Below are 17958 nucleotides of genomic sequence, written 5' to 3' on the forward strand. Positions count from 1 at the left end.
TAAAAAAGAAGCATCTTAATGATGCTTCTTTTTTTTTGCTGTTATAAGCAATAGAGAGAAGAATGAAAAATTTTAAATTTAATAGTGTCTTATTTTTAATTCTTGGAATTACTTCATTACTTTATTGGAATGGTTTGTATGGAGACTATGTTTTTGATGATAGCGCTAATATTTTAGAAAACAACAAATTAGCAATGACTGAATTTACGTATGAAGCATTAAATGCTGCATATGGCTCGGGAGATGCCGGCCCATTGGGTAGACCAATAAGCATGCTTTCCTTTGCGTTAAATCACTATTTTACAGGGTTTGATCCTTTTTATTTTAAATTAACGAATCTTTTTATCCACTTGTTGAATGGTGTATTAATCTGTTTTTTATCTTTATCTATTTTACACTGGATAAATAACGATAAAAAACTGAGCGATCAAGCGATCGCAATAACTGCTCTAGCGGTGACAGCAGTTTGGTTATTTCATCCTTTAAATTTAACTAGTGTGTTGTATGTTGTACAGCGTATGACGAGTTTGTCCACATTATTTGGTTTGTTTGCTTTAGTTTTATATTGCCAATGGCGGTGCGGGAAACATTCAAAAATTAGAAGTATTCTACTTTTATGTGGCGTGGTTATTTCATTTACATGTGCAGCACTGAGCAAAGAATCAGGCTTATTATTTATTCCCTTACTATATCTTATTGAGTTAACAATTTTTCAAGCTCAGAATCAATTGGGTCATCCTTATCGAATTTATCAACTAAGTCTTATTAAAATTTTGTGGGTTACAGGTTTTATAGGTCTAGTTATATTATTTTATTTAATACAGCCTCACTTACATTCTGGTGCATTTGTGAGACGCGATTTTAATTTAGAAGAGCGCTTATTAACAGAAGCACGAGTGATTTTTTTCTACATTAAGATGTTCATTTATCCACAATTAAATGAACTAAGTTTATATCATGATGATTTTATTATTTCTAAAGTACTTTTGAATCCAATCTCAACGTTATATTCTGTAGTTGCGATTGGTATAATTACAATTAGTAGTTTGCTGTTAGTAAAAAAATATCCTTTGGTACTATTCGCTTGGGGCTGGTTTGTAATAAGTCATTTAATGGAATCTACTATATTTTCATTAGAGCTTGTGCATGAACATCGAAATTATTTTGCATTCTTTGGTTTTATCTTAGTTATTGGTTATTATTTGGCACAAATAAAGAATGAAAAATTAAAGCCATTTATTTATCTATTTGTATTCATTTTTATTTTAAATTTAGCATTCACAACATGGCAGCGATCTACTATTTGGTCAAATTTAGTAGATCATGCTGTATATGAAGCAACAATGAGTCCACAATCTGATCGTGCAAATTATCAAGCTGCTAGGATTTATATGAAACTCATGCAAAATGAGAGTAATGAACAGAAGAAAAAACAATATATTGAGCAGGCTTATTATTATTTAAACCTTTCTAAGCAAAGCTATTTACCAGCAAATGGTGCATGGTTTGCAGAAATTCACTTAGATTCGTACTTAGATAAGCAAGTAAGTGATGCAACCATTAATGAACTTATTGATCGCTTAAAGAATAGACCATTACAGAATAGTAATGTGAGCTTTTTAAGCTCCTTTACTAATTGTCAAATTGAGTCTTTTTGTAAGCTGAGTTCTGTACAGGTTATTCAAATTTTAACAGCAGCTTTGGAAAATCCAACAGCGAATGCGAGTCTTAATTCTGAGATTTATAAATTGCTTGCTCAATATTATATTGCAAGTTTTAATGATTTTATAAAAGGCGAAGAGTTTTTACAGACAGCAAATAAATTGAATACGAGTGTAAATGGTTATTTATTGTTATCACAAGCTTATCGATTACAAGGTAAACTTGAGCTTGCAAAGAATCAAATCCATATTGCAGAATCGTTAGATTCGAATGGGGTTTGGTTTAAAGAAATTAGTATTGAAAAACGAAATATTAAGAAAGCTTTAACTTTGGGGAAATAAATGAGAGTCAGCGTAGTTCTGCCTGCAAAGAATGAATCTGGAGCTATAGAGCAAACAATTTCTAAAATTTTGAATTTGAAATTGGTAGATGAGGTTTTAGTAGTTAATGATGGTTCAACAGATAATACTGCTGAACTTGCAGAAAGAGCTGGGGCTAAAGTAGTGAGCCACCCTTATTCTAAAGGTAATGGTGCTGCTATTAAAACAGGTGCTCGAAATGCATTGGGAGACATTATTGTATTTATGGATGCCGATGGTCAGCATGACCCTGCAGATATTCCAAAATTATTGGAAAAGATTAATTCTGGTTATGACTTAGTTGTAGGTGCACGTCAAAAGGGGTCACAAGCAAGTTTAGGGCGCGGGATAGCAAATAAGCTTTATAATAATCTAGCAAGTTACATGACAGAACATAAAGTTGAAGATTTAACTTCGGGTTTTAGGGCGGCTAGAGCAGATAAATTTAGAGAATTTATATATTTATTACCCAACGGCTTTTCTTACCCAACAACAAGTACAATGGCCTTTTTTAGAGCTGGGTATTCTATATGTTATATACCAATTCACGCGCGTCAACGTATTGGAAAAAGCCATATTCAACCTTTAAGAGACGGCATACGTTTCTTCCTAATTATTTTTAAAATTGCGACATTATACTCACCACTTAAAATGTTTTTACCATTAGCAGTATTACTATTTTTAATGGGGAGTGGTTGGTACGGTTATACACTTTATGAATATCACCGTTTTACAAATATGAGTGCTTTATTTTATACAGGCAGTATTACGATTTTTTTAATGGGATTAATTTCTGAACAAATTACTGCTTTAATGTATAAAGAGAGCTAGTTCGATGTTGGAAAGTTTAAAACAACTATGGAAAATATTAACTCCGTTAGATAAGCGTAAAGTTGTTTATGTACTTATTTTAGTGATGGGGATGGCATTGGTTGAGTCGGCTGGTGTTATCTCGATCATGCCTTTTCTAGCTGTACTATCTAATTCAGCTGCTATAGAAACTACTCCCATTCTACAAAAAATATATGTTTATTTAGCGGTAGATGATGCAAAACAATTTATTGTTTATTTAGGGCTATTTTCATTTTTTATTGTTGTTTTTTCAGCAATATTAAAAATAGTTACTCAATATGCTGTTAACCGATTTTCAAATTTACAGCGACATTACTTCTCTGAAAGATTATTAAAAATTTATTTAAATCAAAAGTATGAATTTTATATTCAAAGAAATAGTTCAGAGTTAATTAAAAACGTACTTTCAGAAGTAGATCAATTAATTTTAACTATGATTTTGCCTGCTTTAACAATGCTGTCATACGGTGTTGTATTACTAGCAATGATTGGTATTTTATTGGTATATGATCCAATAATGGCAATAGCTACAGCCTGTATCCTTACTGGTTTTTATTTGGCTATTTATATGTCAGTCAAAGCAAGATTAAAAAAGATAGGTAAAGAATATACTCAGGCGAATAAAGAGCGATATCAAAACTGTCAGGAAGCATTGGCAGGCATAAAAGATGTCATTATAAATAATGCAAAACAAAGCTATATAGAGCAGTTTGAGAAATCATCTAGAGTATTTGCAAGGCATTTTGCAACGAGAGATACTTTGGGTCAAATCCCACTTAATATAATAGAAACTGTGGGTTATGGTTTATTAATAGCTGTTGCAATTTTCTTGGTTCAATCTGGTAAAGATGTTTCACATATATTGCCTATACTGGGGCTCTATGGTTTTGCTGCATATCGAATGTTGCCTGCTGCACAAAATATTTATAGGTCAATGTCTCAACTTAAGTTTTCAGAACAAGTGTTGAAAGTATTAACACCTGAATTTGAGTTGGAAAAGAAATCTGAAGAACTAGATAGTTGTGTAAGTGGTGTTGCAATAAAGTTAGAAAAAATAATTCGTATAGAAAATATTCATTTTTCATATCCAAGCCGTTTAGATAAGCCTGTTTTAAAAAATTTTAGTATCGAAATACCTAAAAATAGCAGTTTAGGAATTATGGGGAAAAGTGGTTCAGGCAAAAGTACTCTTATGGACATTATGTTAGGGCTACTAATACCGACCCATGGGAAAATTTATATTGATGATATAGAGTTGTCTGAAGGTAATGTTAGAAATTGGAGAAGCATAGTTGGCTATGTTCCACAATTTATTTACTTAGCAGATAAGTCTATTGCGGAAAATATTGCATTTGGAATACCGAAGAATCAAATTGATTTAGAACAAGTCAAAAAAGTAGCAAAGCTAGCTCAGATAGATAGTTTTATTACACAAGATTTAAAGAATGGTTATGCTGAAGTAGTTGGTGAAAAAGGTGTAATGTTATCTGGAGGTCAACGACAGCGTATTGGTATTGCTCGTGCCTTATATAAGAATCCTAAAGTTCTATTTATGGATGAAGCAACAAGTGCGTTAGATACTGAAACTGAAAAAGCAGTTAATGCATCTATTCGAAACTTAAATGGAAAAATTACGATGGTAATTATTGCACATAGATGGAGTGCTATAGAAAGCTGTAATCAAATTTTAGAATTATAGTAATAGGTCAGTGATGATAAATATAATTGATAAAATAATTCTGTGGAAAAATATTTAAATAAATATAACTGTAGTAAAGAGAAACTAATAGTTTGGAAATTATGGCTGCAAGGATGGAGTTTAATTCCCAATATTGCTCAAAATAAGTTGATTATTATTGTTCAGAACATGAGGTTATTAGAGTTCGTGAAAATAACTTACATGAATATATAGATTTATCCAAATATAGGCAGAGAAAAGACGTGCAGGAGTGATTTCTAATGTAAATTTTTAGATATTGTTAGGATTTACTTATTAAGCAAGTATGGTGGGGATCGGTAGATGCAACAGTTTTACTTACTGACTATATACCAGAAAAAACTCTATGGAATATTATTGGAATAATGAAAATAAGTTAGTTGATTATTTTGTTTTTCATATAATGTTTCAAAATAATATTGAAGTGGATAGCTACTTTAATATTAAGGGAAATAAGAGAGATTGCATTTAATGATTAATCATCGGAGCTACAATTTTATTTAAATAAAGATTTTTCAGAGGATTAAGTAGAAATACTGATACAACAAACCTTTATTCATAAAATGACGTATAATTTAAAATATTTAGATAATTTTTTGTATTTTTAGAAATATCTACAACTAGTGTTTATCGGGGGGGAATATGAAAGAGAGTAAATATTGGGACGGATTCTATAAAGGTCAGGAGACAGTGAAACATGAGTTATTGCCATCACAGTTTGCTGTATTTTTTTTGAATGAAATTGGCCGCGATAAATTAAATATTATTGATATTGGTTGTGGTAATGGCCGCGATAGTTTTATGTTTTCGAACTTTAATCATAATGTTATCGGTATTGATGGTTCAACAGAAGCAATTAATTTTTGTAAAAGTAGAAAAGCGAATGGTACGCAGTTTATTGCGTCTTCCATAGATGATTTAAAATTAATAGATCAAATTAAGAGTTGTTTAAAAGAAAATAGTACAGTTATTTATTCAAGATTTTTTTTACATGCAATTAATGAAAAATCTCAAAGTAGCTTTTTTGAAACATCAAGAAAACTATTGAAGGAAGGCGAATGTTTATTTGTTGAATTTAGAACAAATAAAGATAAGTACCAAAAAAAAATGACACAAGAGCATTATAGAAGATTTATTAACCCAATTGAATTTATTGAGAGTGCATTAGGCTTCGGTTTTAGAGTTATATATTTTGTAGAGGGTTATGGTCTTGCAAAATATAAAGATGATGATGCACATGTAGCAAGATTTATTTTGGAAGCTATTTAAATTCTGGAGATGATTTTGCTTAATTTATTTAATATAAAGTATTACTCTTATTTGGTTCATCCTTTTAATAAGAAAAAAAGAGAAGCTTTAACAAAAAGAATATTACATGAACGATTTAAGAGGTTGGCTCCAGATGCATTGCGGGATATATCGAAAGTACTTTCGTCTTACAAACCAAATGTAAAAGTTTGGTTAGCTTTTGGTACCTTATTAGGGGCATATCGAGAGAAAAAAATTATAGATTATGATTATGACTTAGATTTCGGAATAATGGATTTTGATATGACGGAAGATTTTATACAATCTATGAAAGCCAATGGATTTATTCCTTATAAATATTTTAGTATAAAAAGTGATGAAGATTTATTAAATAATTTTATTTCTGAATATACTTTTATATATAAGGGGTTTGTGTTAATAGATTTTTTTGTCTGCAAAGAAGTAAATAATCAAATATCAGCTTTTTTATTTGATGCAGAAGATGGATTGACTTGGAATGAAACATTAAAAAAATATAATAATGGATTAAGAACAGTAAAACGTAGTTTTTCTAAATTTAATTATAAAAATATCTCTTTTTATGGTTCTGAATTTTTAATTCCTGAGGATACTGAATTATATTTAAGGGAAGCTTATGGGAGAGATTTTATGACTCCAAAACAATATTCATATTCTGAAAGACCAAAAACTAACGAATGTATATTAGATGCTTCGACTGTAGGGATAGAAGTAAAAATGTGAATTAGTGGTTAATATTTATGAAAATTTATTGTATATCTCTTGATGTTGATTATAGCCGACGTGAGTGTTTGTCGAAAAAATTTAAGACTAAGTATTCTGAATTTTATATAGTTTCAGCAGTCAATGGTAATGAGTTGACTGCCAAAAATTATTTTGGATATACGCAATCGTACTTTCATAAATATAAATACTTATTAACACCAAGTGAAATTGGTTGTAGTTTAAGTCATGTTGCAGCACTTAAAAGCTTTCTTAAGACTGATGAAAAATATGCTTTAATTTTAGAAGATGATGTTATTGGTTCGGATGTAGATATAGAGCGAATTAAAAAAATTGTTGATAGGTTAGATTTTACAGGTGTTGTAATGTGTGGCGGTCAAGAGGGATTGCCGCTGGATTGGAATGATTATAGGTATGGGAAATCAACAGAAATTGATCCAAACCTTTATAAGGTAAATAAGTACTCAATTAAATTTTTTTCTAGAACAGTCTGTTATGTTGTCGATAGAGATTTTGCCTCACATTATGTAGATATGAATGATAATTTCATTCACTTAGCTGATGATTGGGTTAAATATTTTGATAATACTAATTATTCATTTTATTATAAGAATATAATGAAGCATCCAATTGATTTATCGGGAAGTCATATTGAGAGTCAGCGTAAGTTGACTCAAAAGGCTCAATATAAGATAAATTTTTTACAAACTATATTTTGGTATAAGTGTTATAGGAAATTGATTAATTTAGGATATTTATTAATTTCAATCTTAAGTAAGGATGAAAAAATTAAATAATTTTTTTATGTAGATATGTTTAAGGGGGATGTTTGAATAAAATATTAAAAAAAATATTGAATATTATTGATTATATTAATGTTGGATCATTTATTTTTATCTCAGAAGAAATTTCTACTTTTGAGAAGAATAAAATTTATGATTTAAAACAAACATTAGATTTAGTTTATGAAAATGAGTTAAGTTTAGTCCGTTTTGGAGATGGAGAAATAAATCACTGTCTTTATTCGCATATATCAAGTGATTGGCAGGAGGGTTCTGCTGCCCTGTCAGATGAGTTATCGTCTATTTTAATTGGTACTAATGATAAAATATTAGTTTGTATTCCTGCTGCTAATTTATATAGCCGTTGGTGGAAAAGATATTGGATAAATAATTGGTATCCGTTTAAGCAGAAAATAAGCCTAACAAAAAAATACGGTAATTCATTTATTACCCGGCCAGAGTTTTTTTTGGCATATAAGTATGATGGTGTTGGTTTCTGGCAACGTATTTGGGAAGATAAAGAAGTTGTATTTATAACAGGAGAGGGAAGTCGATTTAATTATAATCATGAACTTTTTTCTAATATAAAATCATATGAAACATTGTTATCTAGAAGTAAGAATGCTTATTCTGATTTAAATAGATTAGTTAATTTGGTCAATATGGAATGTAATAAAGAAAAGTTATTCATTATTGCTTTAGGTCAATCTGGTACTGTTTTAGCGTATAGATTGCAGTTGTTAGGGTACCGGGCATTAGATATAGGTCATATAGATAGATCTTATGATTATGTCTTTAAAAATGGACAGCTTCCAGAAGATGTTAGTTATAAGTAATGAAAATTTATGTTATTTCCTTAATTTCAGATGATTTACGAAGAGAGAACTTAAGAAAATGTTTTCCTCTAATGTATTGCCATTTTAACTTTATAAATGCTGTTAACAAAACACAAATATATTCTTTTATAGAACCAAAAAATATAAGACAGACCAAAGTACAGATTTCTAATGTTGAAATTGCATGTGCATTAAGTCATGGTTTAATTTATAAAAAAATGATTTCAGAAAATTTAGAAAGTTGTATCGTATTCGAGGATGATGTTTTAGGATGTGATCAAGATATTCATAGGTTAGTTGATATTTATACTAGACTTCCTAAAAGTAGTATTTTATTGGCTGGTGGAATGGACGGCATGAAATCTAGAAAATATTTATACGGAAAAGCTGTTTTTCCTAATGTTTATCGGATTGATCCCGCCTACTATAAATTTTTAGTCAGAGCATGCTGCTATGTTGTACCTAAAAGTATTGCTGAAAAAATATTAAACATTCAAAAAAATAGTCTTATTCGAGCCGATGAATGGGGGGAGTTTTTAAAAAATGAGAAAAATGTTTATTTCTCTCCGATTTTTCATCATCCATTAGATCTAGCTCCTAGTCATATTGAGTTTGCTCGTAGACAGGAATTAAATGGTTTCTTTAAAAGGTTGTTAAGGGAAGGTCTCTTCTTTACTTTTTATAAGGTAGTAGATCGTTATGTTTTAAAAAAAATTGCTAAATTAAAAGGGCTTGATTCTATATTTAAATAATATTTTTTGAAATATCATTCCATGTGGAAAATAGAATATTAAATTTATGTTTTTCTAATAAGATGATTTTTATTGCCTTAGCTAAATCATTTGGATTGTGATTTTTTGAAATGTAGTTCAAGTCGTGATCTTTAAATTTATAGTTGTTCAATACATGATTTGAGTTAGTCATTACGATTGGAATATTCATAGCAGCATACTCACCAATTTTACAAGATGAAGCATGATCTAAGAATGCTGAATTTCTATATGGGAGTGTTAGTAAGTCACAACATGCCATAGCAATTGGTACATCTGTAAAAGGAACATTTCCTAAAAAATGTATAAACTCATATTCTAAATTTAAATCATCACGTTTCTTTCCACCAAGTAATATATAAATTTTACTATTTTCTTCGTGTAGTAATTTTACAGCTGAAATCAAATCATCAATACCACGTTCTATCTCCATACTTCCAAAATAGCCGACATAAATTATATTTTGATCTAAATTTAAAAATGATCTAGATTGATTTTTATTTCTGGGATAGAAGAGATTAGTATCAATTCCATTTGGAACTAAGAGTGATTTTTTGCACAATAATTCACTCTCATGCTGTAACTTTTTACTAGCGAATAGGCATGTATCTGCATGTTTTAAGAGAAACTGAAATAAATTTTTAAAGCCTAAATTTTTGTATCCTGTAAAAGCATCATATTTATCGTAAACATCAAATATAAATTTTGCTCTGCATATTTTAGCTAGAATAAATGAAAATAAACCGATATAACAATCACCACTTGCAACTATAGTTTTAGGTCTATCTACGAATAATGTTTTTATTACATGAATAATAAAGATAAAGCTAAAAATAGGTGTGGATGTGATTTTTAATGCCTCATGCTGATCTTTAATTTTTTCTTTACTGTGATAATCCACTAACCATAAATCTGTTTTAGTTTCTTTAGACCAATAGTAGGGTAATTGATAAATACGTCCAAACTTTTCTGTATAAGCATCTCGATTGGTATAGAAGCGTTTTCCAATAAATAATATGCTCATTGAAAGCTCTCAATTATATTATTGAACTTAGATTTTAATTTTATCCAAGAAAAATTATTGGCAAAATTGTAGCAGTCTTCAGAAGTTACATGGGATTGTTTTTGAAGGATTTCTATTGTTAATTTTGAAAAGTTTTCATAATCATCATTATTAATTAAAAAACCAGTCTTTTTATCTTCAATAGCATCCACAATTCCACCTGTTTTAAATGCAATGGTTGGTGTTCCATGTGCTGCTGCTTCAATAGCAACCATGCCAAATCCTTCTGGATCATCTGGAATATGTTTTACGGGAAAGATGTGTAAATCTGCAAGATAAAACCATGATGAAAGAAGCCTGTCATTTGAAATATTACCAATAAATATGATGTGATTTTCAATATTATGTTGTTTGGCGATATGTAGAATTTCTTCTTTGCTTTGAAAATTCTTATTTAATGATTGTGATGGTGTATCACCAATAATAACTAATTTTGTATTTGGTGCTTTCGCAATAATTGAGGGTAAAGATAAGTCTACAAATTCTTTAAGTGCTTTCCTTTTCGTTAAGCGCCCAACAGATATAAGAGTCTTTGAGTTTTCTAAATTGTAGTCTTGTTTTAATTTATCAATAAGAAGTAAATTTTTATCTAATGGGGGATAAGTAACGCCAGGGTGAATAATATTGATTTTATTGTTAGGGATTTTCTTACTTTTGCAAATTTCTAGCGTTGGTGTACTATTTGCAATAATTTGATCTGCATTTCGGATAAAAGGTACCCATATATAATTATATATAGGGTGGTTTGTCGCAATGTCTAACCCATGTATATAAATAATACTCTTTTTTCTAAATATTTTTGACCAAAAAACAACAATAGGTGCTGTAAGACCACTACCTGCAAACAAAATATCAGGCTTTTGTTTTAAGCAAATGAGCAACGTTTTAAAAAAAGCGAAAATTAAAAAAATAGGTAAAGGATTAAGTGGGATTCCCATAAAGTCACAATTTTTAGGTGCTAGTTTTTTTGCATCATGATGGCTTAAAAGAATAATTTTATGGTCATTACTCAATTCATCAGCAATATGCCAATTCAAACGCTCCATACCGCCAATGAGAGGTGGAAGATTTCGAGTCACGATTAAAATTCTTTTGTTACTCATAGTCACATGAAAGTTAGAGTTATTTTTGTATTATAGGGCGTTTGCTTATTATTGCTATGTTAATTATAAGAAGCATTTATTTTTTTTATAGGTATTTTTCTTTATCATATCTAAAATTTTAGTATTTGCTTAAATATGAACTTCCTTTTGGTTTTATTGGCGAGTGTATTTATTTCGCTCGCTTGGCTTATTCCTATCCATTACCACCCGTGGGTAACCTATACAGGCGAGCTTTACGCATTTTTTGCGTTAATTACACTTGCTGCTTTACTTGTAAAAGAGAAAGTTCATATACCTAAGCTCACTTTAGGTTTAGTGGCATTAGCCATTGTTCCTTTAGGGCAGTTTTTGTTTGGAAAAGTATTTTTCTTTAGTAATGCTTTAATGAGTTCTATTTATATTTTAGGTCTTTGGTTTGCAATTATATTTGGCTATAACCTCAGCATGGGTAAATTTAATAGAGAGCAAACTTTTACTACTTTAAGTTATGTATTTTTATTATCTGGCGTTTTAACCGCATTTATTGCAATTTGCCAATGGCTGAATTTAGATGAAATACTTCCTGGAATTACACGCCTAGTCAATGCACGCCCGTATGCAAACTTTGCACAGCCAAATAATATGGCAACATTCTTGCTCATGGCTTTGCTTGCTTGTTTATATTTATTCGAAAAACAAAAAATAAAAGCATCTGTATTAGTAAGTTGTACATTTGTCATGCTTATTAGTCTTGCACTTAGTCAATCTAGAACATCTTGGGTTGCTTGTGCGTGTATTCTTGCTTATTTGGGATATCAGCAGTTTAAAGGTCAAATTATAATTAAATGGTATACCTTAACTGCTTGGTTAGCTGTATTTGTTGGGCTTATCTTCTTATTTCCTGTTTTGGGTGCATATCTGAGTCAATTTTCAGATGCACAAATTAAGTCTGTAGATATTGCACGACGTGCAACAGGTGATATGTCGCGTTTAGCAATTTGGAAGCAGATGCTACATGCTGTCGAACATCAGCCGTGGTTTGGTTATGGTTGGTTTCAATCGAGCACTGCATACACAACCATTAGTGAATACTTCCAAGGGCCTGTATGGGTACGTAGCGCGCATAATTTCATACTCGATTTTATTCTTTGGAATGGTGCAATTATTGGTGTGCCATTTTTAGCCTATTTCAGCTATTGGGGATACCAACTTCAAAAGCATGTGAAATCTACAGAATCAATTATTGGTATTTTAATGGTTGGGGTCTTCATTGTTCATGCGATGCTAGAATTCCCGCAAAATTATGCATATTTCTTACTTCCTGTTGGTTTTATTATTGGTGTTATTCAAGCACAACGCGTGTTAAATACAGATATCGTTGTATCACCAGTTTTTATGAAATTAAGTTTTGTTGCAGGTATTATTTTATTGGCTGTTATCTATCGAGATTATGATGTTGCTTCAACTCGATTAAGTCAGGCAATGAAATATGAAAAAACACCTGAAAAAATAACCAATTATCAACCTGTACTTTTGCTTACAGAGTTTAAACACAGAATTGAATGGGTGAAGATGGATCCTTATAGCAAAGTGTCACCTCAGCAAATTGAAGATATCTCACACATCGTTTTACTTTATCCAACAAGCTATAACATGGTGAAATTTGCAAGATTGCTTGCATTTAATGGCTATGAAGCAGAGGCTAAACATCAATTGAAAATGATTAAAATTATTCGTAAGGCAGATATTCCTTATGAAAATATTTTAAAGTCTGAATTTTAAATACGAATCTAAGAAAATAAAAAAGCCAGCAAGATGCTGGCTTTTTTATGATAGAAATATTTTAAAGCTGACTTTGAATGTAATTTTCAGTGCCAACTGTTTCTACTAAATCTAATTGAGTCGTTGTCCAATCTAGATATTCTTCTTCTTTTTCAAGAATCTCTTGAACGATGTCACGCGTAACATAATCAAGTTCTTGTTCAGCTAAAACGACAGCTTTCTGAAGTGCTTCAATATTTTCTTTAACTTTGCGAACATCACAGTTTAGAACTTCAACTGTATGCTGACCAATATAAAGCTTACCTAAGTGTTGTAAATTTGGTAAACCTTCCAAGAATAAAACACGCTCAATAATTTTATCTGCATGTTTCATTTGGCGAATAGATTCTTTGTATTCAGCAGAACCTAATTTTTCAATTCCCCAATCATTAAACATGCGTGAATGCAAGAAATATTGGTTAATTGCCGTTAAATGATGATAAAGCACCTGATTTAGCTGGTTAATCACATCACGATTGCCTTTCATTAAACTACTCCATCCATTATTCAATGCTTGTTCATCAAGCGGCACTTTTAATTATATTAACCAACAGAAGCACTATTGGCGAGAGATTTATAGAACAGCAAATGAAAATCGCAATCAAAATCAAAAGTACACATCGAGAATTATATAAACGTAAGGCAATAAAAACCCGCTAGAGTCAGAAGCGGGGGAGGAATAATGATCTTTAGATCATTGGTTTTATAATTATGCTTATTTGTTTGAAAACTGAGTTAGGCTGCAATTGCTAATCGAGAAGCAATCATTGAAATTTCATCGCTAATAATTGAACGAGCTTCTGGTGCACAACGACCACAGCATGTGCCAAGATCTAATAAATCACGTACGTCTCTATAGCTATCTGCGCCATTTGCAATAGCATCTTTAATGTCTTGATCTGTAATACCACGGCACAAACAAACGTACATTGATACAACCATAAAAGAATAAATAAGATAAGTGATATTATTGATAATTATTATCGTTTGTCAATAAAAATCATTTAAATTGTCTTTTATTGTTATTGAGTTTTTGAATAAAAAAATGCCACCTGAGCGAGAATTTGAGTGTTGCTCAAATTTTAGCGCAAGTGGCATTTATAATTAAATTTTAAGTTATTGATTAATAACAACAATACCATCCATTTCAACCAGAGCACCTTTAGGTAAGCTAGCAACGCCTAGTGCTGCACGAGCAGGATAAGGTTGAGCAAAATATTCGCCCATAATTTGGTTTACAAGTTGGAAATGAGATAAATCTGTTAAGAAGATATTTAATTTAGCGATATCTGCCAAAGAGCCACCAGCAGCTTCACATACTGCTTTTACGTTATCAAACACACGTCGAATTTGTGCTTCAATACCTTCAACAAGTTCCATGCTATATGGGTCTAAACCAATTTGACCAGAAAGATATAGGGTATTACCCACTAAAATAGCTTGAGAATAAGTACCGATAGCAGCAGGTGCATTTTCAGTATGAATCACTTGGCGGGACATCTATTTCTCCTTTGGTCATTTTCAACTCATCATAAGCTATAGAACTGCTTCATAGAAGCCTTTCTTACTAAATTCTAGCTCGCAATTGATGATTCAGGCATATTAACAGGTAAAGATAAACGGGTAATACGTGGGAAACCAAAGAGCATGCGTAAATCACGAATAATTTTAGCAATTTGATTTCGGTCGTTTACAACAACATTAACGTAGGTTTTTGCTTCGTAAGCACGAACCATTTCTACCCCTACTTTTGCTTTACGGCATTGATAAATGAGTTCAGAGATTTGCTCATCATTCATGTCCATATCAATAGATAAATAAGCATTGAAGCTCACATCATCTACATCTTCAGATGTCCAATGAAGTGGCATAATATTTTCAGGATGTAACTGCTGTTCATGTAGTAAATTATGACAGCGAATACGATGCACAATTAAACCACGACGGGACAAATGCCCCATAATTGGGTCATCTAAAACAGGGTTACAGCAGTGCGCATATTTAACATCTACGCCTTCTGTACCTTGAATTAAACGATTTGATGTATGTTCTTCAATTATTTGGTCTTGAACGAATAAATGGTTTGCAACCAATTGAGGTAATAAATCGCCCACTGCAATTTGTTCGTATAAATGCTCTTTAGACTCTGCATGACGCCAAGTGAGTAAATCATTCCAGTCGTTATCTGTTAGGTCTTTAATAGAGCGATTAAACAGTTTTAAAGCACGATTTAAAGCTTGTTCGCCAACCAAACGTTGTTCATCAATATCTTGTTCACGCAAAATATTTTGTAAAGCACGGCGTGCTTTTTGTGTATTAATGAAACTCAACCAATCTGGATTAGGTGTCGCCAATACATCGGTAATAATTTCAATTACTTGACCATTAAGTAATGGTGTAGATAAAGGTTTTGCTTCACCGTTAATTTTTGATCCGACTGCATGGTTGCCTAAAAATAAACTTGCCGAATAAGCAAAATCTACAGCAGTTGCGCCTTGTGGCAGTTCATGTAAATGACCTTGTGGGGTGTAAACCCAAATTTTTTCTTGGTGTAAATAATCTAAGAAATCATTAAATGTTGTTTTGGCACAGCTTCCATCTACAAGGAAGTTTAAGTTTTGCATGGATGCTTGAATTGCAGAACGACAAGCTTGAGGCGCATTTTCACCAAGTACTACGCCAAAACGTGCCGCTTTACGCATAAGCTCGGTTTGAATAGTAAGAGATAAGGTCGTATTTTCGCCTTTTAATCGCATCATTAAAGATTGGTTACCGCCAGGAAGTGGGCGACGAATATGATCGACGTAATGAAGGACTTTAAAGTTTTCTCTTAAAATATCTGCAAGACGGTCACAGTCTGCAATGCTTTGTAAAATAATTTCAAAGGCGTGGCTGTGTGTGAGTTCTTGTAGATTGATATCATTTTTAACGAAGTGTCTGAGTAGTTCAATATTGTTATTTTTCTTTTTAATTCGACCTTCAATATCATGATTTTTTAATAGGTCGTTTAGATTTTTTTCCCAAATAGATTGGTATTCACAGCGTTTTGGTTTTGTTTGTCGTAGTGCTTCTTGAATGTTATCGAACATATCTAAATCTAGATTTTGATAACACAGATGTTCTAAGTTGTCTGCCATTTCATTCATACCAACAATACGTGCCATTGGTACAAAAATATCGATGGTTTCTTGGGCAATACGTGCGCGCTTATCTGGACGTAATGCTTCAAGAGTCGTCATGTTGTGATAGCGGTCTGCAAGCTTAATAATAATAACGCGAGGGTCTTGTAAGGTGGCTTGTAGAATTTTTCGGAAGGATGCTGCTTTATTATATTCTTTATCGCTTGAGTGGCTAAGTTTAGTAACGCCATCTACTAGTTCAGCAACTGTTTTTCCAAATTTCTCGGTAATATCTTCTTTACTAAATTCTGTATCTTCAATAACGTCATGCAATAGCGCAGACATAAGAGTTTCAGCATCTAATCGCATATGAGCAAGAATACAACTGACTGCAATAGGGTGAAGGATATAAGGCTCACCACTTTTACGTGTTACACCATCATGTGCAATGTCTGCGTAATCACAAGCCGTAAGTACTCTATCGACATCGCTTTCACTTAAATAAGCGTCGATAATTACTTTAAGTTGTTGTTTGGCTTGGCTGACTTCTGCACCTGGCATAAACCACCTTTCATTTAAAGTTATAAAGTAATAGGAGATAGAAACTACTAATGAAAAGCATATTGAGAAGTATGTCAATTATTTTTTCATTTTGGGAGTTAGTAGTATCAATTTAAAGAAAAATCTTTATCTCTTATTTATAACTGTTATTTAAAAAATATTAAAGTTCTAAAATAAAAAAAGCCTAGTTTTAAACTAGGCCTTTTTTGAGAGTTAATTCTTATTGAAAAGAAAAACCATCTAAATTTAAATTGTTTGCAGAAAGTGCAAGGTCAAGACTAGATGTTTGATAGTCTTGATCGCGTTGTTTCAAGATGTCTTTAGACACATGACCTTCAGCAATTTCACGTAAAGCGACAACAGTCGGTTTGTCATTGTCCCACTCAACAGTAGGTTCAATGCCTTGACGTGCCAATTGACGCGCGCGCTTGCTTGCCACTAGTACAAGCTCAAAGCGGTTGTCTACATGGTCTAAACAATCTTCAACGGTTACGCGTGCCATAAGAATTCTCGTTTGAATTAATAAATTTTAACAGACTGAACAGTATAAGGCTCTTTGTCCTTAGACTCAAGTTTTAATCACTTTGTTGTTGGAGTAATTAACTTCATAATAAGTTCTTGATGTCTGTTTGCTTGCTGAGAAAGTGTTAAGCGATTTGCAATAATAACCGCTTCTAAATCATGCAAAGCTTTATTAAAGTCATCATTAATAATGACATAGTCAAAGTTTGAATATTGTTGCATGTCTTCAACAGCACAACCTAATCGATGTTCAATTACTTCAACAGAGTCTGTGCCACGGTTAGATAAACGTTGACGTAAATCGAACTGGCTTGGTGGCAAAATGAAAATTTGTTTAGATTCAGGAAAAAGTTTACGAACTTGTTCAGCACCTTGCCAATCAATTTCAAGTAAAACATCATGACCTTTTGAAAGTTGTTCTTTTACTGTTGCTTGCGCTGTGCCGTAGTAATTGCCAAAAACTTCTGCATATTCTACAAAACCGCCTTGCTCTACAAGCTCAAGAAAAGCTTCTTTTTGTGCAAAATGATAATGAACGCCATCTAATTCGCCAGGGCGTTGTCCACGTGTCGTATGAGAAACAGAAACGTGTAGGTTGTTAACACGCTCAAGTAGGGCTTTAACTAAAGATGTTTTGCCTGTTCCTGAAGCAGCAGAAACGACAAACAAGAGACCCGACATGATATTTTTCCTGATATGATAAAATATCTTCTCTATTTTAGAGTAGAGCATGCCTAAACAAAATAGCTAAGCGTCGTTTTGTTTGTATTATTTTTCATTTCTTCTGTAAATTGACTTGAAC

At 31.8% G+C, this 17958-nt stretch carries 18 protein-coding genes; 10 read left to right on the forward strand and 8 right to left on the reverse strand.

Going from position 1 to position 17958, the window contains the following annotated elements; genetic code table 11:
* The first annotated feature begins 62 nt into the window (after positions 1 to 62).
* The 9 genes from MZO21_RS01200 to MZO21_RS01235 all read left to right on the forward strand — a co-directional run bounded on the left by MZO21_RS01200 (position 63) and on the right by MZO21_RS01235 (position 8970).
* Entirely contained in the window at positions 63 to 2003 is a 1941-nt protein-coding gene (locus tag MZO21_RS01200; RefSeq protein ID WP_248101221.1) for a hypothetical protein, read from the forward strand.
* Positions 2004 to 2852 carry a glycosyltransferase family 2 protein gene (locus tag MZO21_RS01205; protein ID WP_248101223.1) on the forward strand — a complete coding sequence of 283 codons (849 nt, stop codon included), beginning with the start codon at positions 2004 to 2006 and terminating at the stop codon, positions 2850 to 2852. It begins immediately after the preceding gene.
* A 4-nt stretch (positions 2853 to 2856) separates the two neighbouring features.
* The gene (locus MZO21_RS01210) at positions 2857 to 4572 is read left to right on the forward strand and encodes an ABC transporter ATP-binding protein (protein ID WP_248101226.1); all 1716 of its coding nucleotides are present in this window, start codon (positions 2857 to 2859) and stop codon (positions 4570 to 4572) included.
* Between the two features lie 364 nt (positions 4573 to 4936).
* On the forward strand, positions 4937 to 5062 hold the full coding sequence (locus MZO21_RS15170; RefSeq protein ID WP_432612598.1) for a hypothetical protein: 126 nt from the start codon (positions 4937 to 4939) through the stop codon (positions 5060 to 5062).
* A 170-nt stretch (positions 5063 to 5232) separates the two neighbouring features.
* Complete coding sequence (locus MZO21_RS01215) at positions 5233 to 5859, forward strand: class I SAM-dependent methyltransferase (RefSeq protein ID WP_248101228.1); 627 nt, start codon at positions 5233 to 5235, stop codon at positions 5857 to 5859.
* A gap of 15 nt (positions 5860 to 5874) precedes the next feature.
* Positions 5875 to 6600 (forward strand): LicD family protein, encoded by a 726-nt coding sequence (locus MZO21_RS01220; RefSeq protein WP_248101230.1) that lies wholly within the window; start codon positions 5875 to 5877, stop codon positions 6598 to 6600.
* Positions 6601 to 6617: 17 nt separating this feature from the next.
* Positions 6618 to 7397 (forward strand): glycosyltransferase family 25 protein, encoded by a 780-nt coding sequence (locus MZO21_RS01225; RefSeq protein ID WP_248101233.1) that lies wholly within the window; start codon positions 6618 to 6620, stop codon positions 7395 to 7397.
* Positions 7398 to 7429: 32 nt separating this feature from the next.
* Entirely contained in the window at positions 7430 to 8218 is a 789-nt protein-coding gene (locus tag MZO21_RS01230) for a GT-D fold domain-containing glycosyltransferase (protein ID WP_248101235.1), read from the forward strand.
* The gene (locus tag MZO21_RS01235; protein WP_248101237.1) at positions 8218 to 8970 is read left to right on the forward strand and encodes a glycosyltransferase family 25 protein; all 753 of its coding nucleotides are present in this window, start codon (positions 8218 to 8220) and stop codon (positions 8968 to 8970) included. The genes MZO21_RS01230 and MZO21_RS01235 overlap by 1 nt, the downstream gene beginning before the upstream one ends.
* Here the strand turns inward: MZO21_RS01235 and MZO21_RS01240 are convergent.
* Both MZO21_RS01240 and MZO21_RS01245 read right to left on the reverse strand, forming a co-directional pair.
* Entirely contained in the window at positions 8963 to 10012 is a 1050-nt protein-coding gene (locus MZO21_RS01240) for a glycosyltransferase (protein ID WP_248101239.1), read from the reverse strand. The genes MZO21_RS01235 and MZO21_RS01240 overlap by 8 nt on opposite strands.
* Positions 10009 to 11130 carry a glycosyltransferase family 4 protein gene (locus tag MZO21_RS01245; RefSeq protein WP_248101243.1) on the reverse strand — a complete coding sequence of 374 codons (1122 nt, stop codon included), beginning with the start codon at positions 11128 to 11130 and terminating at the stop codon, positions 10009 to 10011. The genes MZO21_RS01240 and MZO21_RS01245 overlap by 4 nt, the downstream gene beginning before the upstream one ends.
* Before the next feature lie 159 nt (positions 11131 to 11289).
* On the opposite strand from MZO21_RS01245, the gene MZO21_RS01250 reads away from it, so the two are divergent.
* The gene (locus tag MZO21_RS01250; RefSeq protein ID WP_248101246.1) at positions 11290 to 12915 is read left to right on the forward strand and encodes a PglL family O-oligosaccharyltransferase; all 1626 of its coding nucleotides are present in this window, start codon (positions 11290 to 11292) and stop codon (positions 12913 to 12915) included.
* Between the two features lie 61 nt (positions 12916 to 12976).
* Here MZO21_RS01250 and bfr read toward each other — a convergent pair whose 3' ends face one another.
* The 6 genes from bfr to gmk form a co-directional block, all read right to left on the reverse strand.
* Positions 12977 to 13441 carry a heteropolymeric bacterioferritin subunit Bfr gene (bfr, locus tag MZO21_RS01255; RefSeq protein WP_154772272.1) on the reverse strand — a complete coding sequence of 155 codons (465 nt, stop codon included), beginning with the start codon at positions 13439 to 13441 and terminating at the stop codon, positions 12977 to 12979.
* 248 nt (positions 13442 to 13689) lie between these two features.
* Positions 13690 to 13884 (reverse strand): bacterioferritin-associated ferredoxin, encoded by a 195-nt coding sequence (locus MZO21_RS01260; protein WP_248101249.1) that lies wholly within the window; start codon positions 13882 to 13884, stop codon positions 13690 to 13692.
* Positions 13885 to 14070: 186 nt separating this feature from the next.
* Positions 14071 to 14454, reverse strand: a complete 384-nt coding sequence (locus MZO21_RS01265) for a RidA family protein (protein ID WP_154772216.1) — start codon at positions 14452 to 14454, stop codon at positions 14071 to 14073.
* Between the two features lie 74 nt (positions 14455 to 14528).
* Positions 14529 to 16634, reverse strand: a complete 2106-nt coding sequence (locus MZO21_RS01270) for a RelA/SpoT family protein (RefSeq protein WP_248101252.1) — start codon at positions 16632 to 16634, stop codon at positions 14529 to 14531.
* 220 nt (positions 16635 to 16854) lie between these two features.
* On the reverse strand, positions 16855 to 17136 hold the full coding sequence (rpoZ, locus tag MZO21_RS01275) for a DNA-directed RNA polymerase subunit omega (protein WP_004809957.1): 282 nt from the start codon (positions 17134 to 17136) through the stop codon (positions 16855 to 16857).
* A gap of 77 nt (positions 17137 to 17213) precedes the next feature.
* A complete protein-coding gene (gmk, locus tag MZO21_RS01280; protein WP_154772214.1) occupies positions 17214 to 17837 on the reverse strand; it encodes a guanylate kinase in 624 nt (207 codons plus the stop codon).
* Between the last annotated feature and the right edge of the window lie 121 nt (positions 17838 to 17958).

It is taken from the genome of Acinetobacter portensis (assembly GCF_023158935.1).
GTDB lineage: Bacteria > Pseudomonadota > Gammaproteobacteria > Pseudomonadales > Moraxellaceae > Acinetobacter > Acinetobacter faecalis.

What these genes read in the sequence shown, in the direction of transcription:
- bfr (WP_154772272.1), bottom strand. Translation starts at nt 13,441, where the DNA reads ATGAAAGGCAATCGTGATGTGATTAACCAGCTAAATCAGGTGCTTTAT.
- rpoZ (WP_004809957.1), bottom strand. Translation starts at nt 17,136, where the DNA reads ATGGCACGCGTAACCGTTGAAGATTGTTTAGACCATGTAGACAACCGC.
- MZO21_RS15170 (WP_432612598.1), top strand. Translation starts at nt 4,937, where the DNA reads ATGGAATATTATTGGAATAATGAAAATAAGTTAGTTGATTATTTTGTT.
- MZO21_RS01235 (WP_248101237.1), top strand. Translation starts at nt 8,218, where the DNA reads ATGAAAATTTATGTTATTTCCTTAATTTCAGATGATTTACGAAGAGAG.
- MZO21_RS01250 (WP_248101246.1), top strand. Translation starts at nt 11,290, where the DNA reads ATGAACTTCCTTTTGGTTTTATTGGCGAGTGTATTTATTTCGCTCGCT.
- gmk (WP_154772214.1), bottom strand. Translation starts at nt 17,837, where the DNA reads ATGTCGGGTCTCTTGTTTGTCGTTTCTGCTGCTTCAGGAACAGGCAAA.
- MZO21_RS01260 (WP_248101249.1), bottom strand. Translation starts at nt 13,884, where the DNA reads ATGTACGTTTGTTTGTGCCGTGGTATTACAGATCAAGACATTAAAGAT.
- MZO21_RS01210 (WP_248101226.1), top strand. Translation starts at nt 2,857, where the DNA reads ATGTTGGAAAGTTTAAAACAACTATGGAAAATATTAACTCCGTTAGAT.
- MZO21_RS01265 (WP_154772216.1), bottom strand. Translation starts at nt 14,454, where the DNA reads ATGTCCCGCCAAGTGATTCATACTGAAAATGCACCTGCTGCTATCGGT.
- MZO21_RS01200 (WP_248101221.1), top strand. Translation starts at nt 63, where the DNA reads ATGAAAAATTTTAAATTTAATAGTGTCTTATTTTTAATTCTTGGAATT.
- MZO21_RS01225 (WP_248101233.1), top strand. Translation starts at nt 6,618, where the DNA reads ATGAAAATTTATTGTATATCTCTTGATGTTGATTATAGCCGACGTGAG.
- MZO21_RS01215 (WP_248101228.1), top strand. Translation starts at nt 5,233, where the DNA reads ATGAAAGAGAGTAAATATTGGGACGGATTCTATAAAGGTCAGGAGACA.
- MZO21_RS01205 (WP_248101223.1), top strand. Translation starts at nt 2,004, where the DNA reads ATGAGAGTCAGCGTAGTTCTGCCTGCAAAGAATGAATCTGGAGCTATA.
- MZO21_RS01240 (WP_248101239.1), bottom strand. Translation starts at nt 10,012, where the DNA reads ATGAGCATATTATTTATTGGAAAACGCTTCTATACCAATCGAGATGCT.
- MZO21_RS01270 (WP_248101252.1), bottom strand. Translation starts at nt 16,634, where the DNA reads ATGCCAGGTGCAGAAGTCAGCCAAGCCAAACAACAACTTAAAGTAATT.